This window comes from Falsiruegeria litorea R37 (genome assembly GCF_900172225.1).
Lineage (GTDB): Bacteria > Pseudomonadota > Alphaproteobacteria > Rhodobacterales > Rhodobacteraceae > Falsiruegeria > Falsiruegeria litorea.
Map to the genome: position 1 here is coordinate 211,547 of NZ_FWFO01000003.1, position 25,543 is coordinate 237,089.

Annotated in this window: 26 protein-coding genes; 14 read left to right on the forward strand and 12 right to left on the reverse strand. The window is 59.3% G+C overall.

All coding sequences use genetic code 11. The annotated features are described in order from the left end of the window. Window positions 1-67: 67 nt before the first annotated feature. Complete coding sequence (locus tag TRL7639_RS17360) at window positions 68-1,525, reverse strand: lysophospholipid acyltransferase family protein (RefSeq protein ID WP_085797132.1); 1,458 nt, start codon at window positions 1,523-1,525, stop codon at window positions 68-70. Window positions 1,526-1,777: 252 nt separating this feature from the next. On the opposite strand from TRL7639_RS17360, the gene TRL7639_RS17365 reads away from it, so the two are divergent. Continuing rightward, entirely contained in the window at window positions 1,778-2,917 is a 1,140-nt protein-coding gene (locus tag TRL7639_RS17365; protein WP_085797133.1) for a trans-sulfuration enzyme family protein, read from the forward strand. On the opposite strand, the gene TRL7639_RS17370 is transcribed toward TRL7639_RS17365, so the two are convergent. Both TRL7639_RS17370 and TRL7639_RS17375 read right to left on the reverse strand, forming a co-directional pair. Continuing rightward, window positions 2,914-3,852 carry a LysR substrate-binding domain-containing protein gene (locus TRL7639_RS17370; protein ID WP_085797134.1) on the reverse strand — a complete coding sequence of 313 codons (939 nt, stop codon included), beginning with the start codon at window positions 3,850-3,852 and terminating at the stop codon, window positions 2,914-2,916. The two genes, TRL7639_RS17365 and TRL7639_RS17370, sit on opposite strands and share 4 nt — an antisense overlap. Window positions 3,853-3,866: 14 nt before the next feature. Next, window positions 3,867-4,655, reverse strand: coding sequence for an aspartate dehydrogenase (locus tag TRL7639_RS17375; protein ID WP_085797135.1), 789 nt, complete (start codon window positions 4,653-4,655; stop codon window positions 3,867-3,869). Window positions 4,656-4,809: 154 nt separating this feature from the next. On the opposite strand from TRL7639_RS17375, the gene TRL7639_RS17380 reads away from it, so the two are divergent. After that, entirely contained in the window at window positions 4,810-6,930 is a 2,121-nt protein-coding gene (locus TRL7639_RS17380; protein WP_085797136.1) for a xanthine dehydrogenase family protein molybdopterin-binding subunit, read from the forward strand. Beyond that, window positions 6,927-7,880, forward strand: a complete 954-nt coding sequence (locus TRL7639_RS17385; RefSeq protein ID WP_085797137.1) for a dihydrodipicolinate synthase family protein — start codon at window positions 6,927-6,929, stop codon at window positions 7,878-7,880. Before TRL7639_RS17380 ends, TRL7639_RS17385 begins: the two co-directional genes overlap by 4 nt. 114 nt (window positions 7,881-7,994) lie before the next feature. On the opposite strand, the gene hpaR is transcribed toward TRL7639_RS17385, so the two are convergent. Beyond that, window positions 7,995-8,432: a homoprotocatechuate degradation operon regulator HpaR gene (gene hpaR / locus TRL7639_RS17390; protein ID WP_085797138.1), complete on the reverse strand. Its 438-nt coding sequence runs from the start codon at window positions 8,430-8,432 to the stop codon at window positions 7,995-7,997. Between the two features lie 215 nt (window positions 8,433-8,647). On the opposite strand from hpaR, the gene TRL7639_RS17395 reads away from it, so the two are divergent. Next, window positions 8,648-9,427, forward strand: coding sequence for an aldolase/citrate lyase family protein (locus tag TRL7639_RS17395; protein ID WP_085797139.1), 780 nt, complete (start codon window positions 8,648-8,650; stop codon window positions 9,425-9,427). Here TRL7639_RS17395 and TRL7639_RS17400 read toward each other — a convergent pair. Further along, window positions 9,417-10,583, reverse strand: a complete 1,167-nt coding sequence (locus tag TRL7639_RS17400) for a DUF3095 domain-containing protein (RefSeq protein ID WP_235820441.1) — start codon at window positions 10,581-10,583, stop codon at window positions 9,417-9,419. The genes TRL7639_RS17395 and TRL7639_RS17400 overlap by 11 nt on opposite strands. A 125-nt stretch (window positions 10,584-10,708) precedes the next feature. Between TRL7639_RS17400 and TRL7639_RS17405 the strand changes: the two genes are divergently transcribed. Continuing rightward, a complete protein-coding gene (locus TRL7639_RS17405; RefSeq protein ID WP_085797141.1) occupies window positions 10,709-11,881 on the forward strand; it encodes an MFS transporter in 1,173 nt (390 codons plus the stop codon). A 95-nt stretch (window positions 11,882-11,976) separates the two neighbouring features. Then, window positions 11,977-12,999: an aspartate-semialdehyde dehydrogenase gene (locus TRL7639_RS17410; protein WP_085797142.1), complete on the forward strand. Its 1,023-nt coding sequence runs from the start codon at window positions 11,977-11,979 to the stop codon at window positions 12,997-12,999. Window positions 13,000-13,094: 95 nt separating this feature from the next. Here the strand turns inward: TRL7639_RS17410 and TRL7639_RS17415 are convergent, their stop codons facing one another. The 3 genes from TRL7639_RS17415 to TRL7639_RS17425 form a co-directional block, all read right to left on the reverse strand. Continuing rightward, on the reverse strand, window positions 13,095-14,048 hold the full coding sequence (locus TRL7639_RS17415; protein ID WP_085797143.1) for a DUF4261 domain-containing protein: 954 nt from the start codon (window positions 14,046-14,048) through the stop codon (window positions 13,095-13,097). Continuing rightward, complete coding sequence (locus TRL7639_RS17420) at window positions 14,045-14,503, reverse strand: tellurite resistance TerB family protein (protein WP_085797144.1); 459 nt, start codon at window positions 14,501-14,503, stop codon at window positions 14,045-14,047. Before TRL7639_RS17420 ends, TRL7639_RS17415 begins: the two co-directional genes overlap by 4 nt. 182 nt (window positions 14,504-14,685) lie before the next feature. Continuing rightward, window positions 14,686-15,222, reverse strand: coding sequence for an SRPBCC family protein (locus TRL7639_RS17425; protein WP_085797145.1), 537 nt, complete (start codon window positions 15,220-15,222; stop codon window positions 14,686-14,688). Window positions 15,223-15,437: 215 nt separating this feature from the next. Here TRL7639_RS17425 and TRL7639_RS17430 point away from each other — a divergent pair, with 215 nt between their 5' ends. The 3 genes from TRL7639_RS17430 to TRL7639_RS23610 all read left to right on the forward strand — a co-directional run bounded on the left by TRL7639_RS17430 (window position 15,438) and on the right by TRL7639_RS23610 (window position 18,147). Further along, on the forward strand, window positions 15,438-15,827 hold the full coding sequence (locus TRL7639_RS17430; RefSeq protein WP_085797278.1) for a hypothetical protein: 390 nt from the start codon (window positions 15,438-15,440) through the stop codon (window positions 15,825-15,827). Between the two features lie 65 nt (window positions 15,828-15,892). Beyond that, the gene (locus TRL7639_RS17435) at window positions 15,893-17,275 is read left to right on the forward strand and encodes a leucyl aminopeptidase family protein (protein ID WP_085797146.1); all 1,383 of its coding nucleotides are present in this window, start codon (window positions 15,893-15,895) and stop codon (window positions 17,273-17,275) included. Further along, on the forward strand, window positions 17,275-18,147 hold the full coding sequence (locus TRL7639_RS23610; protein ID WP_085797147.1) for a C40 family peptidase: 873 nt from the start codon (window positions 17,275-17,277) through the stop codon (window positions 18,145-18,147). The genes TRL7639_RS17435 and TRL7639_RS23610 overlap by 1 nt, the downstream gene beginning before the upstream one ends. On the opposite strand, the gene TRL7639_RS17445 is transcribed toward TRL7639_RS23610, so the two are convergent. Further along, window positions 18,148-18,498: a DUF2794 domain-containing protein gene (locus tag TRL7639_RS17445; protein WP_085797279.1), complete on the reverse strand. Its 351-nt coding sequence runs from the start codon at window positions 18,496-18,498 to the stop codon at window positions 18,148-18,150. An 81-nt stretch (window positions 18,499-18,579) separates the two neighbouring features. After that, on the reverse strand, window positions 18,580-20,232 hold the full coding sequence (locus tag TRL7639_RS17450) for a DUF6504 family protein (protein ID WP_085797148.1): 1,653 nt from the start codon (window positions 20,230-20,232) through the stop codon (window positions 18,580-18,582). A gap of 105 nt (window positions 20,233-20,337) precedes the next feature. On the opposite strand from TRL7639_RS17450, the gene TRL7639_RS17455 reads away from it, so the two are divergent. After that, window positions 20,338-20,763 carry a c-type cytochrome gene (locus tag TRL7639_RS17455; RefSeq protein WP_207559690.1) on the forward strand — a complete coding sequence of 142 codons (426 nt, stop codon included), beginning with the start codon at window positions 20,338-20,340 and terminating at the stop codon, window positions 20,761-20,763. Here the strand turns inward: TRL7639_RS17455 and TRL7639_RS17460 are convergent. After that, window positions 20,760-21,047: an I78 family peptidase inhibitor gene (locus TRL7639_RS17460; RefSeq protein WP_165759840.1), complete on the reverse strand. Its 288-nt coding sequence runs from the start codon at window positions 21,045-21,047 to the stop codon at window positions 20,760-20,762. The genes TRL7639_RS17455 and TRL7639_RS17460 overlap by 4 nt on opposite strands. Before the next feature lie 129 nt (window positions 21,048-21,176). Here TRL7639_RS17460 and TRL7639_RS17465 point away from each other — a divergent pair, with 129 nt between their 5' ends. Then, window positions 21,177-22,289: an S-(hydroxymethyl)glutathione dehydrogenase/class III alcohol dehydrogenase gene (locus tag TRL7639_RS17465; RefSeq protein ID WP_085797151.1), complete on the forward strand. Its 1,113-nt coding sequence runs from the start codon at window positions 21,177-21,179 to the stop codon at window positions 22,287-22,289. Between the two features lie 106 nt (window positions 22,290-22,395). Continuing rightward, complete coding sequence (locus tag TRL7639_RS22915) at window positions 22,396-22,656, forward strand: luciferase family protein (RefSeq protein ID WP_133057671.1); 261 nt, start codon at window positions 22,396-22,398, stop codon at window positions 22,654-22,656. Window positions 22,657-22,729: 73 nt separating this feature from the next. Here TRL7639_RS22915 and TRL7639_RS17475 read toward each other — a convergent pair whose 3' ends face one another. Further along, on the reverse strand, window positions 22,730-23,347 hold the full coding sequence (locus TRL7639_RS17475; protein WP_085797153.1) for a TetR/AcrR family transcriptional regulator: 618 nt from the start codon (window positions 23,345-23,347) through the stop codon (window positions 22,730-22,732). 131 nt (window positions 23,348-23,478) lie between these two features. On the opposite strand from TRL7639_RS17475, the gene mbfA reads away from it, so the two are divergent. Next, a complete protein-coding gene (mbfA, locus tag TRL7639_RS17480) occupies window positions 23,479-24,453 on the forward strand; it encodes an iron exporter MbfA (RefSeq protein ID WP_085797154.1) in 975 nt (324 codons plus the stop codon). A 141-nt stretch (window positions 24,454-24,594) separates the two neighbouring features. Beyond that, window positions 24,595-25,524: an AEC family transporter gene (locus TRL7639_RS17485; RefSeq protein ID WP_085797155.1), complete on the forward strand. Its 930-nt coding sequence runs from the start codon at window positions 24,595-24,597 to the stop codon at window positions 25,522-25,524. Window positions 25,525-25,543: the final 19 nt, after the last annotated feature.

A 25,543-nucleotide genomic window follows, 5' to 3' on the forward strand; every position in this document is an offset into this window, starting at 1 on the left:
GGGTGACCTCCTGATTTCGAGTCACTTTCTACCATAGCGGATGATTTTCCGAAATAGAGGATTTTCACTATTGCGGATTTTTTTCCGCCACAACGGATTTCATCTCATCGTACTCTGCAGAGTTTTGCTGAGCACCGTTCACATAAAGATCAACAAGCGTTTTGATCTGCTCTGTCAGATTCGCCCTGAGTTTGATCAGATCTGCCCCAGATGCAGACACTTTCTCGAACGCCCTGCGCGATCTGAGCCTGCTGAACCATCGACGGCGGCGATCCAGAAACTCCAACGCCAGATACCCGGCTCCGGGCGCCAGGATCATTGCCGCCCAGAACGCACCCCAGCCAAAGCCATGCGGCGTGGCAAGCAGAGCTCCCAAAAGCACCGCCTGGACGATCCAACTGCCAGGAAACAGGATCAGGCTGGAAAACAGCGACCATGTGGCCATCTTATCCTCGTCCTTGCCATGCGCGACCCATCGAGACACGTGAAAAGGAACAAAGTTCAACGTTGATCCAATCAACCACATTGGCAGCAAGGCCAACAGGATCAGACCGTCCCACGCAGATGAACGCGGCGTGCTTTCTTCGACCTCCAGCCCAGAACTTTCCAACACATCATTGTAATGTTTCAGGCTGTCGCGGGCGTGCTGCACTTCGGCTGGGCAATTCCGCTTGAGCCAAGCATAGCCTTCCGAGAAAGACCGTTGAAGCTCGACCCGATCCAACATGTCGTCCGTGGTCTCGGCCTCGTCCGTGGTTGCTGCCCAAAGATCCGTGGCTTGCCGGATCATCTGCGCATCTTCCCAATTGGCGAAGCTGAGCGTGACCTGTGCAAGCCTTTCCTGGATCTTACCGGTCAGGTCGCGCACAACCGCGCGACGCGTCGCAACATCGCGGGTCGAGGTATAGACCCGGGCCTGGCGCGATATGTCCATGGGTTCGCCAACCTGGATCAGCACTCGCGAGCGGAACTTGTTCTTTTCATCAAAAGTCAGCCCTACAGGCAAAACTTGCACGCCCAGGTCTTCTCCCTGCGACTCGGCCTCGAGTGCCATACGGGCCGCGCCACTTTTGAACGGCAGCAAATGCGGTTGATTGTGACTGAGCCCCTCGGGGAACACCGACAGCGAGTCGCCCTGTGCCAGCACTTGGGACGAACGGTCAAAGATCGGTTGCTCTTTGGCCGCTTTGACCCCTACGTCCTGTTGGCGAAAGATGGGCACAACACCCGCCGCTTGCAAAAGCGGGATCAGGGGCTTGTAGTTCCACAGAATGCTGGCCGCCAACAGGCGCGGCATCCGAGGCAGATAACAGCTGACCAGCACGCCATCGACCAGGCTGTTGCCATGGTTTGAGACAACCAGCACTGGACCGTTTGCGGGAAACCGTTCTGCGTTCACGACCTCGATACGACTAAAAAAAGCGGTCATGACAATGCGGCCCAGCCCGCGCAGAAAAACCTGCGTTACGCTCAACCGTTTCACCGGGATCTGCTTGGGCATTGCGGTCACTGTATCTTGCATCATCGCCCCACTTTGCGCGCTTTGGGCGGTCTTCGGTCTATGTTCGTCTTTCAATTCGGTCCCACAGTGTCTTTTGATCCCGTTGACCGGAATGAGTAGGTCCCGTGGAACACGCGGTCGTACCTGTCGTGTACGCTGGGTTTTGGCCAAGCTTACCGCGACCTACCCCATCCGACAAATGCAATCGGGCTGGACATTGGACACAGCACGCGACACCAATGGCGCGCGCCTGCCACCGCTACCAAAGGATTTGCAATGGATAACCCCAAGCTGAAACCCGCGACACTGGCTGCTCAAGCCATGGGCGCGCTTGATCATCAAAGCGGGGGCGTGGTGCCGCCGATCCAACCCGCAACAACCTTTGCGCGCGACCGTGACTACCAACCCCTGAACCCGGACAACGTGTATCTGCGGGACCAGAACGAGGGCACACGGCTGGCTGAAAAACTGATCGCACGACTTGAAGGGGCCGAGGCTTCGCTGTTGTTCCCATCCGGCATGGCCGCGATCGCGGCAGCGTTCCGAACCATCCCCAATGGCGGGCGGGCGATCGTGCAATCCGGCATCTATTGGGGCACGACCAAATGGGTGCGGGAATTTTGCGAACGCCGCCAGATCACCTTAGACGAGTTTGATGCCCGCACGCCCGAAACCTTGGCGCAGGCCTGTGTCACCCCTGCGCAACTGGTGCTGATCGAGACCCCCTCGAACCCTTGGCTGCTGACTGTGGATATCGCGAGCGCTGCAGAGCAAGCGCACGGAGCAGGCGCCAAGCTGCTGGTGGACGCGACCGCTGCAACTCCAATCCTGTGCCGTCCCGTCGAGCACGGGGCCGATCTGGTGATGCATTCGGTGACCAAGGCGATGAATGGGCATTCGGATGTTTTGGGCGGTGTTCTGTCGACGGCCCGCGACGATGACCTCTGGCAGGAAATTGCCACCGACCGCCAAGGCGCGGGCGCAGTGATGAGCCCGTTTGACGCATGGCTGTTGGTACGCGGCATGCGCACCCTGCCCCTGCGGGTCGAGCGGATGTGCGAAAACGCCCAAAAGATTGCCGAGGCCCTGCTGTCCCACGATCGGGTCGAAGACGTCTATTACCCTGGCCTTTCCGGATTTACCGGCCATGACATTGCCAGCCGTCAGATGGCAGGCGGCTACGGTTTTCTGATGTCTGTGTTGGTCAAAGGCGGCGCATCTGAGGCCTTGGCGGTTGCCGGGCGCTTGAATCTGTTTCATCGTGCCACGTCTTTGGGCGGCGTTGAAAGCCTTGTCGAACATCGCCACACGATCGAGCCGCACACCGGCATTCCCGAAAACCTGCTGCGCCTGTCGATCGGGATCGAGGATGCGGATGATCTGATCGCGGATCTGGATCAGGCGCTGCGGAGCTAAAGCCCCTCGGCGACCTGAATCAGCGCCTCAAGAAATGCAGCCCCGGCCGGAGAAAGCTGCGTCTTGGCCCGGTACGATACGCCAACCGGCCCAGTCCCGAACGGCAAGGTAAGGGACAGGGCAGCCAGGGTGTCAGCGGCCAGATCCTGCGCCGCGACATGGGCGGGCATCAGGCCGATCAGGGCATTGTTCTGCAACAAGGCCCGGTTGGTAAGATAGGATACGGATTCCACCGACATCGCGGGCGAGAAATGACCGTTGCGGACAAAGTACTGGTCCAATTGCCGCCGCAGCGTCGTTTCGATCGGGGGCAAGATCCACCCAAATTCCTTGAGGTCTTCGAACGTCAGATCTGCGCGCCCACTCAATGGATGATACGCACCCACGACAAGCAGTATCTTTTCGTCGAACAAGGTGCGCTGCTCCAGCGCATCTCGATAGCGATGTGTCGGAAGACGCCCGACCACCAGGTCAATCTCGCCCGACTGTAGGGCCGGCATCAAAACCTCGTTGGTGCCCTCGACCACTTTGATTGCGACATTGGGTCTTGCGTGGATCACGCGTTCGATGGCGGCAGGCAAGAGTTGGGGCGAGGCTGCCAACAGTGTGCCCACGACCACCCGGCCGCTGTTGCCCTCGTTCAAGTCATCCAGTTCCTGCGCGGCATTCGACACTTGGGCAAAGATCAACTTGCCGTGCCGGATCAGCGCGTCTCCGTAGACAGTCGGCACAACCCCTCGGTTTGTCCGGGTGAACAGCTGCACCTCAAAATCCAGCTCCAGATCCTTGATCATCTTGGTCGCCGCTGGTTGCGAGACGTTCAATTCCCGCGCCGCGTTCTGGATGTTGCCGTGTTTTCCCACGGCCACCAACAACCGCAGTTGCCGCAGCTTGAGCCGGGTCAACACACGTTCGACGATGCGGGAATGGCGCATGATCCCCCCTCTCGTCAGCTGCCAATGGGTTGGCTGGCGTCCAGAATGCCAGCCACAACACTCATCGCCGCCAGGGCCGAGCTGCGCGGATTGTCCGGCAGAGTCTTGCCCGAGATCGTGAAGGTGAAACTGCCAAAATCGCCCTGTGCATGGATTTCATGCACGTTGGTTTCAGTGCCCGGATCCGCAACCAGCTCGACCTCGGTCCGTTCGAACCCAACCCCAGCCAGTGCCACGGCGGCTGCAACGTTTGCGTTCTTGGGATAGGCCAGCGCGGCATCGCGCGCATTGCCCATGAAATGGATCTGCGGATGAGTGAGCTGGGTCGAAAGATCCAGAACCTCTTCGGCACGCGATCCTTTCCACCCAGCGGGCGGCTTGCGCCCCACGTAACGCACGGTACCCAGATCACCCGCGCGCGCGGCGCGCAAGGCATCCAATCCACCGATGGCACCGCTGGCCAAATGCAGGCGGCTGTTACCCGCGCGCGCTGCGCCCTCCAGCTCTGACAGCAGAACGTCATCCGCCAGCGCACCGATAGAAACCGTGATGACGTCACGCCCACTGGCCAATGCCGCTGCGCCATGTTCGCGCAGCCCTGCGTGCCCGGCGCAATCTACCACATGGGTGACATCGCTCGCTAATTCCTGGATCGCAGCGACGACCTTTACCCCCTCTGATACGTCGACAGAGCCCAGCCTTTCGGACCGTACGATCAGCGCTGCAAGTGCGACGTCGCTATCTGCCAACGCCTTCTGAACGAATTGAGAGATGGCCCCATTGCCGATCAGCGCGATTTTCATGTGTTGCCCCCAAAGACGTTTCGATCCCCTATATACTTTCGCACAGCCCGCTTTGCTATCCATTCCTGTTATAGCTGTTTTGCATCTTTGTATTTTGCGGAATGACCCTGTCGTGGTCAGTTCACAACATCGAAACTCGGACTGCAGGGTAGCTATGTCAGCCCCAACGCCAAAACATGTCGGACGCTCAGCCCCCACCCGTGCCGCCCCTGTGGCGTTGCGGGGTCAGGGGCAATATGCCGATGACATCAACCTGGATCCGCCGCTGTTCGTCGCCTTTCACCGCAGCCCTGTTGCCTTTGGCCGGATTTCTTCGCTGGACATCGACGACGCGCGCGAAAGCGAGGGTGTTGTAGGCATTCATACCGGCGCGGAGGTGGCAGATCTGGGGGCTCTGGCGGTCAATCAGGTCATTCCCCTGCTGCACTCGCTGGACTATCCCATCCTTGCCGGATCGCTGGTGGAAAGCGTCGGTCAGCCCATCGCGGCCGTACTTGCCGAAAGTCCGTCCCTGGCCATGGACGCTGCCGAGATGATCTATGCCGATCTGGATGAAAGCGATCCGATCCCGCTGCGCACCATCGCCGCTGAGCGTTGGAACGCGGGCGATGCGGCCGGGCAATTTGCCAAGGCCGCACATGTGATTGAGGTCGCGGTCCAGCATCCGCGCCTGGCCCCCAATCCGATGGAACCACGTACCATTGCCGTAGCTTATCACGCAGGAACAGACACAGTGACAGTTTGGCATTCGACCCAGACGCCCCACCGGTCTCGCTCAGAACTCAGCCGTATCCTGAAGATCGACCCTGACCGTATCCGTGTCATCGCCACGCACGTTGGCGGGGCGTTTGGGATGAAAGGCTCGATCTACCCCGAAGAGGTCTTTTCGGTCTGGGCCGCTTTCACCCACAAACGTAATGTAAAATGGACAGCGACCCGGTCCGAAGAGTTCCTGTCCGCCACCCATGGGCGCGGTGTGCAAAGCCGGGGTCGCCTGGCCGTAGACGGGAATGGGAACTTTCTGGCACTTGAGGCGCGAGTCGAGGCTCCAATCGGTGCCTGGCTGCCAAACAGCGGCTTGATCACAGCTTGGAACGCGGCGCGTTTGCTGCCCTCGGGCTACAAGGTCGGCGCACTGGATATAGAAACCAAAGCCACCCAGCAGCGGGTCGGCCCTACAGGCATTTATCGCGGCGCAGGAAGGCCCGAGGCCAACTGCTTGATGGAACGCTTGGTGGACAAGGCGGCCACGGCCCTTGGGCGCGACCCAATTGACCTGCGTCTGCAGAACCTGCTGCAATCGGATCAGCTGCCCCACGCCACGGCCACTGGAAACCTGCTTGATTCCGGCGACTACCCGCGCGCCTTGACCCTGTTGCGGGATTACACCGCCTATGACGCGTTGAAGATAGAGCGCGATCGCCGTCGCGCAGCTGGCGAATTGGTTGGCATTGGCGTGTGTTTCTATGTTGAGCCGTCAGGTGCCGGTTGGGAAAGCGCGCGGGTCACAATGACTGACGACGGCCAAGTTCAAGTGGACAGCGGCAGCTCCTCTCAAGGGCATGAGCGCGAGACCGTCTTTGCCCAAATCGTAGCAGATGCTCTTGGGGTAGAGATGCGACAAATCACTGTCCGCTGCGGCGACACTGGCACCTGTCCCGAAGGGATCGGCGCCCTTGCGAGCAGATCAACCGCCATCGGCGGCAGCGCCGTATTAAAGGCTTGCGAAGACATCCGCGCGCGCCTGGATCAGGGCCAATCCCTGCCGCTGACGTCCGAAGTCCGGTACGAAAACGAAGGCCAGGCTTGGGGCTATGGTGCCTATCTGGCGATGCTGTCGATCTGCTCTGACACTGGGACGCCAACGCTGGAAAAAGTCGTCTGCGTCGATGACACGGGCCACATCATCAACCCTGATCTGGTCAAAGGTCAGATCCAGGGCGGCTTTGCCCAAGGGTTGGGCGAGGCGCTTATGGAACAGGTCGTGTTTGATGAGGATGGGCAACTGCTGACCGGATCATTCATGGATTACGCCATGCCGCGCGCAGATGACGTTCCATCGCTTGCGATGCACACGTTCGAAACCCCCAGCCCGCTCAACGCACTTGGGGCCAAGGGCGTGGGCGAGGCCGGAACCATCGGCGCGCCCCCCGCCATTCTAAACGCCGCCATCGACGCGCTCAGCCCACTGGGCGTCACCGATCTGAACATGCCGCTTACAGCCCATGCCCTTTGGCAGGCCATGCAAGCGGCGAAACAAGGACACAGCTCATGAAGTATTCAAAACTCGACGCCAAGGATTACGCCCGCGAGAACATGCGCGGGATCTGGGCCGCTGCGCTCAACCCGTTCAATGCAGACGGGTCGTTCAACGAGGCTGGGCTGCGATCGAACATCCGCCATTGGGTGGACGATCTGGACATCCAGGGTCTGTTCATCGCCGGCAAGCAGGGTGAGTTCTTTTCCATGTCACTGGACGAGCGGAAGCGGAACTTCGAAATCGCGGTCGATGAATGCGATGGCAAGGCAGGCACGATCATGTCCGCCTCGGACCAGAACTTTGACACCGTGGTGGAACTTGCCAAACACGCGCAAGACTGTGGCGCAGACTATGTGGTGGTCCACGCGCCGATCCTTCATTTCGTCACCGATCAGGACGATACGGTTTACAACTACTACAAGGAACTCTGCGACCGTGTGGACATAGGCATCGCCATGTGGAGCCACCCAGACAGCGGATACCTGATGAGTCCCGAGCTCTGCGCTCGGGTTGCTGATCTGCCCAACATCGTCGCGATCAAGTACTCTGTCCCGCGCGAGATGTATGTGAAGCTGACCCATCTGGTCGGCGACAAGATCCACGTCTCGACCGCGTCCGAGGCCGAATGGCTGGACAACATCGAAGAGCTCGATTGGAAGCTCTACCTCTGCTCGTCTCCGCCCTATCAAATTCAGACCAAAAACGACCAGCGGATGAATGAATACACCCGATTGGCGTTCGAGGGGAAATTTACCGAGGCCCGCAAAGTACGTGACAGCCTGGAACCCGTGCGCGAAGCCATCAAACGCACAAAACCCGGTGGCAAACCGCAAGCGCATGGCAAATACTGGCAAGAACTGCTGGGTCAGGTGGGCGGACCGGTGCGTTCGCCCCTATTGCAGTTGACCGACGCAGAAAAGGCCGCGACACGTGAAGCGTTCGAAAACTGCGGCCTGAAACTGTGACCTTGGGTCGGGGAATCACTTGGCATTCATTCCCACGCTAACAAAAGAGCGTGGCCCGAGATTGCCCTCCTCGGCCACGTTTTTCACATCACCTGCCAAGTGCAATTGTGGCGATCACGTTTCCTTGAGACCATCAAGCTCATTGAGCAGATCAAGCAGCAATTCGAACCGATCCGCCCCCATCTGATCGCGCAACTGCCGGGTCAACTCGATGCTGGTGCCCAGGTTCTCGCGAATGATGTTTGCGCCTGCCTCGGTCACTTCGACGATCTGCTTGCGCCCATCTTCGGGGTCAGGGTGCCGATGGATCAGTCCCTTCTCCTCCAGCTTCTGTAGGATACGGGTCAGGCTGGGCAGCAACAGACAGGCCTTGTGCGCGATATGTGTGGGGTCCTGTGCGCCTTCTTCGGTCAGCACCCTGAGCACGCGCCATTGTTGTTCGGTGATGTCCACATCGGCCAGCATGGCACGGATCGGCCCCATCACCTTTTCCCGCCCACGCAACAGCATGATCGGCAAAGAACGCGAGATTTTCCGGTCAGCGCTGGTCATGTCCAACTGTCACAGATTAGCCTATGCAGTTCAACTGTAGAGTGTTTCGCAGCGTCTCGCACACCGCTATGCGCAATTCCTGCCGCGGTCCGGGCATTTCCAGAACGACAAGTAACACTCTATGGACAACGCGTTTCCTGCCCGTTTAACGTCGCGCAAGATCCGTCCTATTTGCCCACAGAATCCGAAATCTCACACCACAGAAAGGTCCAGCCATGTCAGCGCCCACAAACCCGTTCAAACAGGCCCTAGCCCGAGGCGAGACGCAGATCGGATGTTGGATGAGCCTTGCTGAACAACTCTGCGCGGAAATCATGGGCACTGCCGGGTTCGATTGGTTGGTTGTGGACGGCGAGCATGCGCCCAACGATATCCGCTCGATCCGCGATCAATTGATTGCCTTGGCCGCTAGCGCGTCGCACCCGGTTGTGCGCGTACCGATTGGAGAGACCTGGATCATCAAGCAGGTGCTGGATGCGGGTGCACAAACGGTCCTGGTTCCGATTGTCGAAACCGCAGACCAAGCGCGCGAATTGGTGAGGGCCTGTCAGTACCCCCCGCACGGGACCCGTGGCGTCGGCGCGATGGCGGCCCGAGCCACCATGTTCGGCTCAACCTCGGACTACATCCAGACTGCGGACCAAGAAATCTGCTTGCTGGTACAGGTCGAAAACCGCGCCGGGATGGAGGCGCTGGACGAAATTCTGACCGTTGACGGCATTGATGGCGTCTTTATCGGACCGGCGGATCTGTCCACGGACATGGGGTTCCAAGGCGACAGCGCCGCGCCTGAGGTGCGCGCAGTGATCGTCGACGCGCTCAAACGGATCAAGGCCGCAGGCAAGGCGCCTGGCATTCTGGGTGTGACCCAGGAATCGACGCAGTCGTATCTGGACATGGGGGCGCAGTTTCTTGCGGTTGGGATCGACGTGCTGATTCTGGCAAACCACGCGCGGGCACTGGCCAAACAGTGGAAAGAAAAAGCTAGGTCTTAAGCTGCGCCGCGGCTTGCGCATAGCCGCCAGCCGCCCCATCAATGAAATGCACGTGGTCGTCCTCCATGGCCGAGGGCACGAAACACGTGACCATCGCCTCGGACTGGGCAAACAACCCATAACGGATTTTGCCGCGTGTTTCGGCTTCGGACAGGATCGCCTCGATCTTCGCGCGGGTTTTGGGATCGCAGTCCAGCGTCATCTTGAGCCCATCGTCGAATTTGCGATAATCCGCGTTGGCGCTGAGCATGCGTTTGTAGTGCACCGGATCGAACGAACCCACGTTGAGGTCTGTCTTGAACAGTGTCCAACTGAACAGCGTTTTGAAAAACAAACTGCATTTGAACAGCCAGACCGGCATTCGTCCCCGCAGCGAGTGCGCCTCGAGATTCAGACCGGGTGAGGACCAGCCGACGCGCGGTCCGTTGACCGGAACTGGGTGACCTGCTCGGTTCAAACCGCCTATGGCCTGAACCACCCTTTGCGCGATATCGGCAAAGTCGCGTTCGGACGCGCCAGATGTTGGCAGAACCACCAAGGAGATAATCTCCCCCTGTTCAGCCTGCACGTTGGTCCATCGGCAAGACAATCCGGTCAGATCGGGCTCGGCCCCCGGATCAGAAAGGCCAACCATCATGTGCCCGGCCTTCATCTGCTCGTCGACCCAGGCCAGACCGCCACCGGCAAACATCGCATAGTCGGCCCCGCTGGAGGCCGCAAACCGGGCGACCCGTACATCCACACCAGCCTGACGGATGTCAGGCGCCGGAGCAATCGCCGCCCGCAGTTCGATGTCAAACTTTTCGGATGCCCACCGACGTAGATCAGCCAGCGTTCGCTCGGCGATCTCGCGCTGTGAAACGTGCAACGCAAAAGACGCGCCATCCCCACCGAACACATACGGAAACGTATTGCTGCCAATGGCATTCGCAATGGCCGAGATTACGGCAGCACCCACCATATTGACGGTTTTATAGCGGCCGTTTGCAATTTCGCCTGTGGAGTTAACAATGTCGGCGGTGCCCACGAACCAATCATTTGGAACCGGCTTATAGTGCGATGGCTCGGTCAACACGTCGAAGCTCGCCGTTACGTCCAACGCCTCGTAGAATCGCGCGCTGGTTTGCGCCTGCGCTTCAGGTATTTGCTCGTGCACGTTCATACGCCGAAGTTAACGCGCACGGTCGCATTGTCGCGCGATTGCAACAAAACACACGGGCTTGTGCACGGTTGGTTAACATGTCACCCATCTGCCCGAAGAGTCATGCAGAGGGCCGTCACATGCAGGTAGGGTTGATCATATTATGTCTGGCTTATGTGTTGAGCCAATTCTTCCGCGCCTTTCTGGCCGTGCTCGCCGGTGTCTTGAACCAGGATATCGGGGCAAGTCCCGATGATCTGGCCTTTGCGTCCGGCCTCTGGTTTTTGACCTTTGCCGCGATGCAGCTGCCGGTGGGTTTGGCGCTGGATAAGATCGGTCCGCGACGTACGGCTGCGGTGCTTTTGCTCGCAGGCGGCAGCGGCGGTGCAGTTTTGTTTGCCTTGGCCACAACCCCCATTCACGTGAGCCTGTCGATGGTCCTGATCGGGATCGGATGTTCGCCTGTGCTTATGGCGTCCTACTACATTTTCGCCCGCAATTATCCCCCCGCGCGCTTTGCCACCCTGGCCGCGCTGATGCTGGGCGTAGGGTCCAGCGGCAATTTGGTTGCCTCTTACCCCACCGCCCTGGCCGTCGAGTTGATCGGCTGGCGCAGCACGCTGATGGGGTTGGCGGTTTTGTCCGGCCTTGTTGCCCTGGGCATCTGGTTGACGGTCAAGGACCCTGAACCCGTTGAAACAGAAGAGAAAGGTTCGCTGCTCGACCTGCTGAAACTGCCCGCACTTTGGGCCATTCTGCCACTGATGTTCGTGGCCTACGCCCCGTCGGGCGCCATCCGGGGCCTGTGGGCTGGTCCGTATCTGTCCGACGTGTTTGGCCTGTCGACCGGGCAAATTGGACAAGCCACGCTGGTCATGGGGGCCGCGATGATTGCGGGCACCTTTGTCTATGGCCCCCTCGACCGCATCCTGGGCACGCGCAAATGGGTGATCTTTGGCGGCAACCTGCTGTCCGCCGTGGCCTTGACCGTGCTGTGCCTGTGGATTGACCAGGGCGTCTGGACTTCGGTCATTCTGCTGGCGGTGATCGGGTTCACCGGGGCCACCTTCCCCGTCATCATGGCCCATGGTCGTGCCTTTGTGCCTGCGCATCTGGTTGGACGCGGTGTGACCCTGCTCAATCTGTTTGGTATCGGTGGCGTGGGGGTCATGCAGATCGCCTCGGGCCGCTTGCACGAGGGCGCCACGACCGCCACCCCCGGAACACCTTATGTGATCATATTCGGGTTCTTCGCAGTTACATTGACCGCCGGTCTGGTGGTCTACCTCTTCAGCCGCGACAGTGTGGACTGACACGCGGCTTTTGCCCCCTGACCTCTTTCCCCTCGGCCACTTTCGCTGTATGGAACCGCCGCCGGTCATAAGACCGGGATATCTGGAGAAAGAAAATGGGTTATCGCATCGTCGTCGTCGGCGCCACTGGCAACGTGGGCCGCGAAATGCTGAACATCCTGGCCGAGCGCCAGTTTCCCGTGGACGAGCTCGCCGTTCTGGCCAGCCGCCGTTCGCTGGGTACCGAGGTTAGCTTTGGCGATAAGACACTCACGACCCAGGATCTGGATACCTTTGATTTCACTGGCTGGGACATGGCGCTGTTTGCCGTGGGTTCTGACGCGACCAAGGTCTATGCACCCAAGACGGCGGCGGCTGGTTGTACCGTGATCGACAACAGCTCGCTCTATCGCTACGACCCGGACATTCCGCTGATCGTGCCCGAGTGCAACCCGCAGGCGATCCACGACTACGCCAAGAAAAACATCATCGCCAACCCCAACTGCTCGACCGCGCAGATGGTTGTCGCGCTGAAACCTCTGCACGACCGCGCCAAGATCAAGCGCGTTGTCGTGTCGACCTATCAGTCGGTGTCGGGCGCGGGCAAAGAGGGTATGGACGAGCTGTGGGATCAGACCAAAGCGGTCTACAACCCCACAACGGACGTGCCGCCAAACAAGTTCCAAAAGGAAATCGCCTTCAACGTAATTCCGCACATCGACGTCTTCATGGAAGACGGCTCGACCAAGGAAGAGTGGAAGATGGTGGCCGAAACCAAAAAGATCGTGGACCCCGCGATCAAGGTCACGGCCACCTGCGTCCGCGTGCCGGTTTTCGTTGGCCATTCCGAGGCCGTGAACATCGAGTTCGAAGAGTTCCTGGACGAGGACGAGGCCCGCGACATCCTGCGCGAAAGCCCCGGCATCATGGTGATCGACAAGCGCGAGGCCGGTGGCTACGTCACGCCGAAAGAATGCGTTGGCGATTTCGCCACCTTCATCAGCCGTATCCGCCAGGACAGCACGGTTGAGAACGGCATCAACCTGTGGTGCGTCTCGGACAACCTGCGCAAGGGCGCTGCTCTGAACGCTGTCCAGATTGCTGAACTGCTGGGTCGCGAGGTCCTGAAAAAGGGCTGAGTTGGACGGCAACGCCAAACTCTCAGAAATCAGAAACCTCGCCAGATCTTGGCGAGGTTTTTTTGATCGAAGAACCTGTGCCCCCTCGGCCTTACTCAATTGCGCCCAAGCAGCCGTTGCATGAAGTTCTTCTTTGGATTGCGAATGAAAGGGGCCTCAACCGGTGTGGGCACGCCAGGACGCGGGCCAAAGACCGCCTCTTCGTCAATCGGGCTGTCGGGATGAAGCAATACGAAAATATCACTTGGGGAACCGTCCGAATGTCGCCGTTGCCGGATCCTGTATCTGACGACTTCTTCCACGCCGATCGTATCCCCCTCGTTGAGCACACTGCCGCCCTGCAGGGGCATCCAAGCCGCGGCCAGCAACACCCCCATCACATCCGTTGGTTTCAACGGTGCCGCTTCCATTTGCAGCTCATAGGGCAAGAACTGCTTCAAGCCGACCGAGTATCCAACCGCCCAGGTCTGCGATTGATCGAATTTAGCGTCCCATGCCCCTCGGTACGATAGCCAGGCGGTCAAGGGCCAATCCCCCACGACAGCTTGTTCTGCGGCCTTTTGCCAATGCTCGGGAGAGACAAAATGCCCTCCCCATTTGACATATAGAGCCAATGTAATCGGAAGCTGAGCAAAGACTGCAGTAACCACATTTAGCAAACGGGCGGCCCGAAATCGAGATGCCAGAGAGTCATCAACAGCCGTCACGGAAACGCTGAGATAGCTTTGGTGTTCGGCCAATGCCTCTTGTCCGAAGCCACCTGTCCGCCAGAATGATTCCGTGTGATCGGCATTGCGAAAGTTCTCATCTGGGAAACCCACGCCGACGAAAACCACCCGCTCGCCATTCGCCGGTTCGACCGGATCAAGAATGGCAATCACGGCCTCGTCTGTTCGCAGCGAATTGGACGGGTTCATTCCCGGATCCTTGACTTGGCACGAGGGGAAATCCGCGTTGATGGCTTCGACAATTTCATCCAGCTGAAAATGCAAGGGTTCACTCAGCAAGATATCGACAGAAAACCGGAGTTCGTCCTTGTCAGACGTCATGCCGCCACCTGCTGAGGCGCGCGCTGGAGCATGGAAATCACGTCGAACATCACAACCAACTTGTCGGGATCAATGTCGAAATTATGACTAAGAACGATCAGAGCCTCACGTTCTGATTGGTCAACATGTCCATCCGCCATTGCAATACGAATGGCAAAGGCAATTGCAGTTTCCCGCATGGGCATCGACATTTGATGCTTGGCCCGGTTGATGATGGATTGATAATCACCTTTGGACAAATCACGCTGAACGCTCTCAACCAAGGCCACAAGCACCTCTGATGAGTACCCCGCATAAATTGGACTGAAACCGCAAAGGTTGGCGAGCTGCACGATTTCGCTCTTGGACGTGCTGCCGTCGGCGACCATGGTCATCACCGATGGTGTCAGAACCGCAGTGGCCAAATCGTCGTTACGTGCCGTGGCTGCTTTACGAAGTTTGGAGAATAATCCCATTGTATATTTCCTTTAGACCAATTAAATACCCAATTACCTTTCTGGACGCTCGATCAATCCGTGACAAATATGGTCACAATTAGGCCTTCAGATGAAAATACCCTATACGTGTACTTTCATTCCTAAATTCACTCGTGATAATTCCATAGTGATTGCCCTGGCGCGTGGCAGTCGGAGCAATTTCACTGACCGGATTCAACCACCACCTTGAGGTTGGCCAGCCCCGTTTCATAATCACTACCAACCCAGTCATCCATCATAAGCCCCATCCACCGCGAGATGGGGTTCAAACCCAGGTCTGACTGAAAACCCCAAGTGACCTTGGTGCCCGTCCCTTCGGGTTGCAGATCGAATGTGGCGGTTGCCGTTCCCATCGGGCCGAAATCCAACTCAGTGCGGACCAGTTGGTTTTCGATGCTTTCCACAATCTCTTGCGTGCCAGATCCGACCTGCGGATGCTCGGACATCCATGACAGCGTGTTACCCACACCTGTGTCTGGCCCTGAGTAGCTCAACTTGGTCTCGGGATCACGCGATAACCAAGGCGACCAGGCCTCAGTCGCTTGCATGGAATTGACATGCGGGAACACAGCATTTGCAGGGGCATTAATGGTGATCGAACGCGACACGGCGGCTTGACCTGGTAAAAGAAAAGAAACAGCCACCAAAGCGACAACAACAACCACAAGGGTCAGGAAGAGGCGTTTGATCAATTTCATTTCAGGACACTCGCAAAAGGAAAGATGAAATCAAGATACCAGGATTTGAGCCCCCCCTGCAACGATGGAGCTTGGCCGTTCCTTAAGCGCGCCACGACCTCTGGATGCTCAAATTAAAAGAAAACTCAAAGTATTAACAAACGCTCCGGCAACCTTTTGAAAACTTCTGTCACCGAAGGATGGTCCATGTGCCGTGGGGGCACAACGACTTTGGGGTGACTGTGGTGGATAATATTACAACACTTGTACAAACGGAATCCGTGCGCCTGGATCCAGACCGTCTAGGGCATCTGTATCGTCAATTGGGCGATGCCGGCGCCGAAGATGTGGTGTGCCGCGCCATCGAAGAGTTGGCCGTGCGCTTGTCGCATTGCGAGCGGCTGTGGCGGCAGCAGGACTGGCAGGGCCTGCGCAAAAGTGCGCGTTCCCTGATCGCAATTTCTGATCAGATCGGCATGACAGCCCTGGCCCGTGTCGCCGGAGATGTCACCGAAACAATAGATGCCGTGGATCACGTGGCCACCAGCGCCACTTTGTTTCGCCTGATCCGGGTCGGAGAGCGGTCGTTGACTGCGGTTTGGGATTTGCAGGATCTTTCAGTCTGACAGGTCTTGCGGACCGAGGCGGGCCGGGTACTCTGCCCGGACCATCCCAAACGCAAGAGCTGATCATGTCCCTGAGTTTTGCCGCCCGCACTGAAACGACCCTACCATTGCATGTGGTGGATCAGGACAGATGCGATGGCTGGCTAGCCGAGCAATCAGAGGCCACACGATCCTGGCTGGCAACCGCAGGGTTTACCGGTGCCGTGGGACAAGCGGTTCTGGTGCCGGGTGCCGATGGGACGCCCGGTATGGCCGTCGCCGGTTTCGGCACGGCCAAGGCACGCTCGCGCAAACGATTCATTTTGGCAGCCGCCGCGCAAAACCTGCCCAAAGGGACCTATGATCTGATCTCAGACTTGGATGCGGACACGCTCGCTGCAGAGTGCTTCGGCTGGCTGATGACCGGCTATGCGTTCAACCGGTACAAGGACACATCGGGCGCCAAGGCAGGGCTGGTGGCCCCGTCGAACGTGGATGCTCAACGGGTTGAAACCTTGGCTCAGGCCGAGGGGCTGATCCGTGATCTGGTTAACACACCCGCCTCGGACATGGGCCCTGCGCAGTTGCAGAAGGCCGCCGAAGAGCTGGCGGATGAGTTCGGGGCAAGTTGCGACACGATCCTGGGCGAAGCGCTGCTGGAGCAGAACTTTCCCATGATCCACACAGTTGGCCGCGCCTCTGATCAGGCACCGCGTCTGATCGACATGCGGTGGGGGACAGCGGGGCCAAAGCTGACACTTGTTGGCAAAGGCGTTTGTTTCGATACTGGCGGGCTTGACCTGAAACCGGCAGCGGCAATGGCGCTGATGAAAAAGGACATGGGTGGATCTGCCAACGTTCTGGGGCTGGCACGGATGATCATGGCGCTGGACATGCCGGTGCAATTGCGCGTCCTGATCCCCGCGGTTGAGAATTCGGTCGCGGGCAATGCCTTCCGTCCCGGCGATATCCTGACGTCCCGCAAGGGGCTGACGGTCGAGATCAACAACACCGACGCCGAGGGGCGCTTGGTGCTGGCCGATGCTTTGGCGCTGGCGGATGAGGAAGCACCTGACCTGATCATCTCGATGGCGACGCTCACCGGCGCGGCGCGCGTGGCTGTCGGCCCTGATCTGGCACCATTCTACACCGATGACGACGGAACTGCGCAGGCTCTTGCAGACGCGGCCACCAAAGCCGCCGACCCAGTCTGGCGCATGCCGTTCCATGACCCTTATGAGGCGATGATCGAGCCCACCTATGCCGATTTGGACAACGCCCCCAGCGGCGGTTTTGCCGGGTCGATCACGGCAGCCCTGTTCCTGCGCCGCTTCGTCTTGGACGCGCCTTATATGCATTTCGACATCTACAGCTGGCAGCCGACACCGGTGCCCGGCCGGTCCAAAGGCGGGTTCGGCCAAGGGCCACGCGCGTTGATCAAAGCGCTGCCAAAGATGTTGTGTCTGTGATGGACAAAAGGCTGCTCAAATCCAACGGACGCGTCGCGCATACCTCTTTGCGCGGGCAGATCGAAGCTCAGCATTTCACGGATGGAGAGCTCATTTATCTCAGTTCGGTTGTCGTTGATCTTCTGGATGCGCCAGATGGGGCCAGACAATGCCAGATGGTTTGGGGTGACGGATTTGTCATTCTAGAGAAAACCAAACATGCATTTTTTGGGTTTCGGGAAAGCGATGGCTATTGCGGGTGGATTCGCGCGTTCGCGGGCCAAAACACAGCTCAACCAACCCACCGGATCAATGTCCCACGCGCAGTTGCCCTGGAACATCCGGATGTGACGAACGGTGGGCACGAGATAATCCTGCCCTTTGGGGCGCGCGTCGAACACTGGCCGCATCGCAACCCCGAGCGCGAGGTTATGACCCGCTCCTCGGGCTGGATGCAGATCAAACAGCCGACCATTCACATCCCCATGCCGCTCTACGTCCGCGAAACGCAACTGGTGACGGCGACGCACAACTGGGACGATCCTGTTTCTGTGGCGGAACTGCTGCTGCATACGCCCTACATCTGGGGCGGCGATAGCGGGCTGGGCATCGACTGTTCGGGTCTGGTGCAGCTTTGCATGCACAGCTGCGGTCGAAAGTGCCCCCGTGACAGCGACATGCAAGCCGCCGCCTTTTCACCCATCAACCGCACAGAGCTTCGACGCGGCGATCTGGTCTTTTGGAAAGGGCATGTTGGAATGATGCAGGATGCCGAGACACTGATCCACGCCAATGCTTATCACATGGCTGTAGCCTCGGAACCCCTGGATCAGGCGATTGCGCGGATAGGCAAGAAAGAATTTGGAGCGGTAACGGGCTTTGCACGCCCCTGATCAGTCCAGATTGACGGCGCGGATCAGCTTGCGCTCCAGCACCCGCAGCACGTTTTTCAGATCCTGACCCCGTTTCAGGATCTGCCCATCCATCGCCACGACCGAATACATCCCCTGCCGGTTGCGCAGCTTGGGGCGTTTTTCGATCCGATAGAGCGGGTGTTCAGCTGTCCGGCGAAAGACCGAAAACACCGCCATTTCTCGAAGGCTGGATATGCCATAGTCGCGCCATTCCCCGGCGGCGACCATTCGGCCGTAGACAGACATGATGGCTGACAATTCGCGCCGATCAAAGGCGACTTGCGTCTCGGCCGATCCCGGCGAAAACGGGCTAGGAGGCTGCATGTTCATGCCCCCAAGTTTGCCGCAAACGCCACGTGAATCAAGCCCGTCGCGTTTTTCTGCGCGCATCTGTGACCCAAAGCGCTCCAGTCATGCAAAACTGCCCTGACAGAACCACCCCGACGACATGGCCCCGCCATGCCCGTAATAGAGCCACAATCGGTGCCCCTGCCCGGTCACCACGACCCAATAGTCGCGCACCCCGCTGCGCCAGTTCGGGTCATCCAGCCACCATTCAGGCGCGATCCGTTCCGGCCCCCGCGCCTCGGCCAGGGTCCAGTCACGCCCACGCCAGCGAAAGCATCCCGGCACGGCGGGGCTGTCCGGTGCCATGACCGGTTCAGGCTGCCACATCAGCAACGGGCGCGGTGTGGGCGGCGCGGGCCAGTCCTGTGCCGGTTCCGACCAGGCGGCCGCAAGCGTTTGCGCCGTTTTCTCGGGGATATGGGACGACGCCGGGTGCAGCCGCGTGATCGCATCCAGCCCCACCCGCGCGCCCAGCTTGCCGACCAGATCGTCGACGGCGGTGTTGCCTGCCAGCCGGTCGCGCACCGCGCGGCTGGCATCGGCGTGGCCAGCCAGGGTGCGGGCATGAACCGGCTCGACCTGCACCGCCATCAACCGCAGCATGTCGATGCCATAGCCTGCATCGATCTGATCGATCTTCAGCTCTAGCAGGGGCCGAATGCGGTGCGGATCATGGGACGGGCGTGCCAGGCCAATTGTGATCACCTCAGCCGCCTGATCGGTGCGGTGCGCCTCAAGCCGGATGTGACGCGCGCCCATGCCCTTGGCCTCGAGCTTGGCACAAAGGTTTGGCAGAATGCGGTCGATCCCGGCCATCAGATCCTCTTTCAATCCAATGGGGTCAGGCATGGTCATGCGCACGGCAAATTGCACATGAGGCCGCGCCGGAGAGACCGGCTCGGGCGCGCTGCCCATGGCCTGATCCAGCCGCAACACCAGCCCCTTGCCAAACCGCCGCGCCAGGCTGGCACGCGGTTGGCCCAGCAGATCGCCAATCCGGCGCAGGCCAAGCCGACCCAGTTGCGCCACCGTAGCGTCGTCCAGCCGCAGTGCCGCCACCGGCAGCGGACTAAGCGCGCCATAGGTCTGGCCCGGTGTCCCAATCCGTGCGCCGCCCCCCGCAGCAACCACCTGCGGTGCGGTACCGCCCTTGGTCCAATGCCGCCGCTTGCCTGCCCGCGCGCGGGTGGCGCGCGCTTCTTGGCTGATGGCATCGCCGCTGCGATCCGACCCGACCTCTTGCCCGGCAAAACGCGCCAGTGCCCAGGCCGCGCCCAGGGTTTCGGCAATGCCCATCTGCACCGACAGCCCCATATCGGCGCAATCGGTCTGGATCACATCCAAAAGCGCAGGTTCCCCACCAAAAAGATGCGCGCAACCGCTGAGGTCAACCACCAGCGCATCCGGGGCTTCCTCGGCGACCCAAGGGCTGAACTTACCCGCCCAGCGCCGTAGCGCAGTCAGAAACGCCGCCTCAGCCGGGACATTGCGAATGCGCGTAATCAGCCCGCCACACATGGCATGGGCGTCACGCACGGGCTGTCCAACACGCAAACCTGCCTGTTGGGCTGCCAAATTTAACGCGGTGATAACCTGCATGTTGGACTGTTCTTCGACAACGGCCAGTGGCCCCTCGTGCAGACCACGGGCGGCGCGCACCAGCCGTTCCGCACCAAGACGCGGGAACCAGAGGGAAAGGATTCGGCGGTTGGACATCGGACAGACAATAACGGGCTGGGCAGTAGTTTGTTCTCTTTTTGTTCTATATTATGAAATCACGCCTCGAGTCGAGTCATGCTGAGGCGGCAGGCCCCCCTGATCGTGGCCTTTGTCGCCTTGCTGGGACTGGGGTCAGTTGTCATTGGGGACACCATCAGAATGCAACACCCCCGCGTGATCGAACGGATCAATCTGATGCGCTCGTCGAAACTGGCGATGGAGATCCTCGGCGCCATGGCTTCAGGTCGCGAAGCGTTTGACCGGAAGAGGGCCAATCAAGCCCGGCGTGTGCTGATAAGGAACACAAGTAAAATTCCCAGCAAGTTTCGCCGAAACCCTTACGATCCAGCCTCACGCGCGCGGCAGCACATTTGGACGCAGTGGGCGGATTTCAAGCGTCAAAGCAAATCCGCGCAGGCCACGGCCAAAGGCGTTAGTACACGTAACGTGGTGACACTTCGGCAGACGCTGCCCCCAATGATCAACGCCTGCCTGTCCTGCCATCAGACCTTTCGCAAAAGGCCTTAACCACAAGAAATTCGGGTGATGATGCCCGCCTGATTGATAAAGACATTTGCGCGCGTCGGGCGATAGTCCTGCGTAACCACACTGTCGGGGGATTGAACCCGCGTACCTTCAGGCAACAAAGCGCGTACACTATCCACTGGTTGGCCCACGCTGTCTGCCAGATCCTGCATCTTGCACATGGCCAAGTCGATCACCGGGCCATCGTCAGCCACCTCAACATCATTCGGAACTTCGGTTGGGCCACAGGCCGAGACCAGAATACAGGCAAACAAAATGCGTTTCATTGGCGCTCCCATTATATAAATGTCGGTAATGTTAGGTTCTTTCGTCACGAACCTTGGCACGAAACGACAGTTGAAAACACCCGCAGATTAACGCAGGGTCATTGGAAAACCATCAGGGAGATTTGTAGAATGCGTACCCGCGCCGCCGTCGCCGTTCAGGCAGGTAAACCGCTTGAGATCATGGACGTGAACCTGGACGGCCCCCGCGCCGGAGAGGTTCTGGTCGAGATGAAGGCCACCGGCATTTGCCACACCGACGAATTCACCTTGTCGGGTGCCGACCCCGAGGGCCTGTTTCCCGCGATCCTGGGCCACGAGGGTGCAGGTGTTGTGGTCGAAGTTGGCCCAGGCGTCACCTCTCTTAAGCCCGGCGATCACGTGATTCCGCTTTACACGCCGGAATGTCGCGAGTGCGAATACTGTCTCAACCCCAAGACCAACCTGTGCCAGGCCATCCGCGAAACCCAAGGTCAGGGCCTGATGCCCGACGGCACCTCGCGTTTTTCGACGCTGGATGGTGATCCGATCCTGCATTACATGGGGTGCTCGACTTTTTCGAACCACACGGTTCTGCCGGAAATCGCGCTGGCCAAGGTCCGTGAGGACGCGCCTTTCGACAAAATCTGCTACATCGGCTGTGGCGTGACCACCGGCATCGGCGCGGTGATCAACACCGCCAAAGTCGAGATTGGCAGTCGCGCCATCGTGTTCGGCCTGGGCGGCATCGGCCTGAACGTGATTCAGGGCCTGCGTCTGGCAGGGGCCGATCAGATCGTCGGCGTCGACCTGAACCCCGCCAAAGTCGAAATGGCCACCCGTTTCGGCATGACCGATTTCGTGAACCCGACCGAGGTCGAAGGTGACCTGGTGCCCTATCTGGTCAACCTGACCAAAGGCGGCGCTGACTATACATTCGACGCGACCGGCAACGTGGGTGTGATGCGCACTGCGCTGGAAGCAGCGCACAAGGGCTGGGGTGAATCGATCATCATCGGCGTGGCCCCGGCCGGTGCCGAAATCTCGACCCGCCCGTTCCAGCTGGTCACCGGCCGTTCGTGGCGCGGCACCGCGTTCGGCGGCGCGCGTGGCCGGACCGATGTGCCCAAGATCGTCGACTGGTACATGGAAGGCAAAATCGAGATCGACCCGATGATCACCCACACCATGGGTCTGGACGACATCAACAAAGGGTTCGATCTGATGCATGCGGGTGAATCGATCCGCTCGGTCGTTCTGTACTGACCCAACGGCATCATGAAGTTTGAAAGGGAGGTTCGGCAACGAGCCTCCTTTTTTTGTTTCAGATGGTTGAAGGCTTTGGACCAGTTTGACTGGAGGGAGGGCAATCATGAACCCTCTACGTCACGCGCTGGAACAGCAACTGACCCAAATCCCTGGCCTGACGATCGACCGATGGAAGGACACGCATCTCATATGCTTGAACTACCTCGGAAGAGAGGTCGCACATTTCCACGGTGAAGACATCCTGGATCTGCGCCTGTCGCTCAAAATCATCCACCAAAAGGGGATGTCCCGTGAAGTCTCGGTGTCGCATTCACCCCGCACGGTCACACGACTCCCGCTGGATCGGGGTGGAGCTCAAGGATGAGGCGGGGGTGCGAGACGTGGTCAGGTTGGTGCGACGCGCCTGCTTCGAACTGACGTAAAGCGGGCTGAATCGCTCACGCCCCATAACGCGCAAGGAACATGTCCACGGTGTGACCGGCCACATCGCGAATTTCTGCCGCAGTGAACTGATTCTGAATGCCAAACACCGCGCGGGTCCAGAGTTTGACTTTACAGAGTTCCGAAAATTGCTCGGCGGCCATTGGGATGTTGTCGATTTTCAGCTCTCCGGACTCGACTGCCTTTTCCAGGTATTCGCTGATCCGCTCGCGCCCGTTTTCCGGCCCTGCAGCATAAAAAGCACGACCTAGCTCGGGAAAACGGTCCCTTTCAGCGACGCAGATGCGAAACACCTGTTGGGCAAACTCGGACGTCAGGAACGTGATCACCTGCACCGCCGTCAGCATCAGGACATCGCGCACGGGCAGGCTTTCGTCGATCATCGACATGATCTTTTCTGACATCAGCGTGCATTCGGTCTGCGCGACTTCCATGAACAGCAGGCGCTTGTCAGGAAAGTAGCTGTACAGCGTCGCCTTGGACACGCCCGCAACACGGGCGATTTCGTCCACGCTGGCGCCTTCGAACCCATCCGCCATGAACACCTCGCGCGCGCCGCGCAGCACCTGGTCGAATTTGCGGCCAGTGCGCAAGATGGTAGCGGCTTGGGTCATGAGGGCTCCTGTCATCGTAGCTGCCCCTACTTATAAACCGTTCGGTTCAGTTTCAACGATTCTAAAAAGCAACAGGGGTTGAAACTCATCGTTTATCACGTAGTTTAGAATTGTTCTAAATTGGATATCTCATGCGCTTCTTTACCCACCGCAAACGGTTCAGCGACCTGACCGAACAAGAGGTTCTTGCTCTGGCAATCTCGTCAGAGGAGGACGACGCACGTATTTATCGCGGGTATGCCGAATCCCTGCGTGCCGATTTTCCCTCTACGGCCAAGATGTTCGACGGTATGGCGGTTGAAGAGGACGGCCACCGCGCGGCCTTGATTGCGCTGCACGAACAACGGTTCGGTTCGGTGATTCCCCTGATCCGGCGCGAGCATGTGGCTGGGGCCTATGCCCGTCGACCGGTTTGGCTGATCGAAAATATGAGCGTCGACAAGATCCGCGCCGAAGCCGCCGCGATGGAAGCTGCGGCGGAAAAATTCTATCTGACAGCGGCAGTACGGACGCAGGACAGCGCAACGCGGAAATTGCTGGGCGATCTGGCAGCCGCCGAATCGCAACACAAGACGACGGCGAGCGCGCTCGAGGATGCCCTGCTTGATGACGACAGCCGCGCGGGTGAGGATAGCCAGGCGCATAGGCAGTTCATTCTGACATGGGTACAGCCGGGATTGGCCGGGCTGATGGATGGGTCGGTGTCTACCCTGGCGCCAATCTTTGCCACAGCCTTTGCCACACAGGACACCTGGACCACCTTTCTGGTGGGCGTTGCGGCCTCGGTCGGGGCGGGCATCTCGATGGGCTTTACAGAAGCAGCATCAGATGATGGCGAGCTGTCGGGACGCGGATCGCCGGTCAAACGCGGGCTGGCCTCGGGTGTGATGACGACGGTGGGTGGGCTGGGACATGCCTTGCCGTACCTGATCCCCGAGTTCTGGACTGCGACTTCCCTGGCGATCCTGATTGTCTTTGTCGAGCTTTGGGCAATTGCCTGGATACAGAACCGCTATATGGAAACACCTTTTTTCCGCGCCGTGTTTCAGGTCGTTCTCGGCGGCGCTCTTGTCCTGGGTGCAGGTGTGCTGATCGGCAGCGGCTAGCGCGACTACGCCGCGCGTCAGCGCGGCGCCCGGCCCAACGGGAGGAGGTTTTTCGCCAGAAAAATCGACGACGGGCGGGAGCACCTCCTCCTTCATCTCCCCCAATATTGCAATTCTGCCAGAACCCGCTAGCACTGTCGCATGGTCGAGATATTTCTGCGCACCCTTCCCTTCTTTGTGATCATCGGCCTGGGGTTCTGGGCCGGGCGCACCAGATTCTTCACCGAAGAAGCCACCGCCTATCTGACCAAATTTGTCTTCTTCTTTGCCCTCTCGGCGATGCTCTTTCGCTTTGCCGCCAACTTGCCATTCTCGGACATCTTCGATGCGCAGCTGATCGCAGGCTATCTGGTGGGCACGCTCGGGGTTTACGCCATTGCCACCCTCGTGGCCTATCTCCGCGGGCTGGACGTTCCAACCGCAGCGGTCGAGGCGCAGTGCGCCGCGATCGGCAATGTCGGGTTTCTGGGCCTGCCGATGCTTGCGGTGCTGTTTGGCGAGGCTGCGATTGGCCCGGTCATGTTGGTACTTTCCGTCGATCTGGTGGTCTTCTCCTCGCTTATTGTCATCTTGATCAACGGTGGGCGTGACGGGCGGCTCACGCTCAACACCTTTCGCCTGATCGGCATGGGTTTGTTGCACAACCCAATGATCGTATCGATCTCGGCCGGGCTACTTTGGTCTGCCTTCCGCGTGCCAACCCCTGCTCCGCTCAACGACTTCCTTGTCATCCTGGGCGGGGCTGCAACGCCCGGCGCGCTTTTTGCCATCGGCGCGTCTCTGGCCAGCAAATCCGCCGAACGCATCCACATCGCCGGATGGCTCAGCCTGTGCAAACTGGCTATTCACCCGGTGCTGGTGGCCCTGTCGCTCTTTTATCTGTTTCCAACCACGCAGTTTTCGATGTCCGTCGCCATTGCCGCCGCGGCGCTACCGGTGGCTGGCAACGTTTACATGCTGGCGGCCCACTATGGCGTGGCCCCGCATCGGGCCTCAGCCGCAATTCTGGTTTCAACGTCGCTCAGCATCCTGTCTGTGCCGCTCTTCATAGCCTGGCTGGGTACGCCGTAAGCTAGGCTTGAACAAATTC

Coding starts and splice junctions, on each gene's coding strand:
- TRL7639_RS17360 (WP_085797132.1), bottom strand. CDS start 1,525: ATGATGCAAGATACAGTGACCGCAATGCCCAAGCAGATCCCGGTGAAA.
- TRL7639_RS17365 (WP_085797133.1), top strand. CDS start 1,778: ATGGATAACCCCAAGCTGAAACCCGCGACACTGGCTGCTCAAGCCATG.
- TRL7639_RS17370 (WP_085797134.1), bottom strand. CDS start 3,852: ATGCGCCATTCCCGCATCGTCGAACGTGTGTTGACCCGGCTCAAGCTG.
- TRL7639_RS17375 (WP_085797135.1), bottom strand. CDS start 4,655: ATGAAAATCGCGCTGATCGGCAATGGGGCCATCTCTCAATTCGTTCAG.
- TRL7639_RS17380 (WP_085797136.1), top strand. CDS start 4,810: ATGTCAGCCCCAACGCCAAAACATGTCGGACGCTCAGCCCCCACCCGT.
- TRL7639_RS17385 (WP_085797137.1), top strand. CDS start 6,927: ATGAAGTATTCAAAACTCGACGCCAAGGATTACGCCCGCGAGAACATG.
- hpaR (WP_085797138.1), bottom strand. CDS start 8,432: ATGACCAGCGCTGACCGGAAAATCTCGCGTTCTTTGCCGATCATGCTG.
- TRL7639_RS17395 (WP_085797139.1), top strand. CDS start 8,648: ATGTCAGCGCCCACAAACCCGTTCAAACAGGCCCTAGCCCGAGGCGAG.
- TRL7639_RS17405 (WP_085797141.1), top strand. CDS start 10,709: ATGCAGGTAGGGTTGATCATATTATGTCTGGCTTATGTGTTGAGCCAA.
- TRL7639_RS17410 (WP_085797142.1), top strand. CDS start 11,977: ATGGGTTATCGCATCGTCGTCGTCGGCGCCACTGGCAACGTGGGCCGC.
- TRL7639_RS17415 (WP_085797143.1), bottom strand. CDS start 14,048: ATGACGTCTGACAAGGACGAACTCCGGTTTTCTGTCGATATCTTGCTG.
- TRL7639_RS17420 (WP_085797144.1), bottom strand. CDS start 14,503: ATGGGATTATTCTCCAAACTTCGTAAAGCAGCCACGGCACGTAACGAC.
- TRL7639_RS17425 (WP_085797145.1), bottom strand. CDS start 15,222: ATGAAATTGATCAAACGCCTCTTCCTGACCCTTGTGGTTGTTGTTGTC.
- TRL7639_RS17435 (WP_085797146.1), top strand. CDS start 15,893: ATGTCCCTGAGTTTTGCCGCCCGCACTGAAACGACCCTACCATTGCAT.
- TRL7639_RS23610 (WP_085797147.1), top strand. CDS start 17,275: ATGGACAAAAGGCTGCTCAAATCCAACGGACGCGTCGCGCATACCTCT.
- TRL7639_RS17445 (WP_085797279.1), bottom strand. CDS start 18,498: ATGAACATGCAGCCTCCTAGCCCGTTTTCGCCGGGATCGGCCGAGACG.
- TRL7639_RS17450 (WP_085797148.1), bottom strand. CDS start 20,232: ATGTCCAACCGCCGAATCCTTTCCCTCTGGTTCCCGCGTCTTGGTGCG.
- TRL7639_RS17460 (WP_165759840.1), bottom strand. CDS start 21,047: ATGAAACGCATTTTGTTTGCCTGTATTCTGGTCTCGGCCTGTGGCCCA.
- TRL7639_RS17465 (WP_085797151.1), top strand. CDS start 21,177: ATGCGTACCCGCGCCGCCGTCGCCGTTCAGGCAGGTAAACCGCTTGAG.
- TRL7639_RS22915 (WP_133057671.1), top strand. CDS start 22,396: ATGAACCCTCTACGTCACGCGCTGGAACAGCAACTGACCCAAATCCCT.
- TRL7639_RS17475 (WP_085797153.1), bottom strand. CDS start 23,347: ATGACCCAAGCCGCTACCATCTTGCGCACTGGCCGCAAATTCGACCAG.
- mbfA (WP_085797154.1), top strand. CDS start 23,479: ATGCGCTTCTTTACCCACCGCAAACGGTTCAGCGACCTGACCGAACAA.
- TRL7639_RS17485 (WP_085797155.1), top strand. CDS start 24,595: ATGGTCGAGATATTTCTGCGCACCCTTCCCTTCTTTGTGATCATCGGC.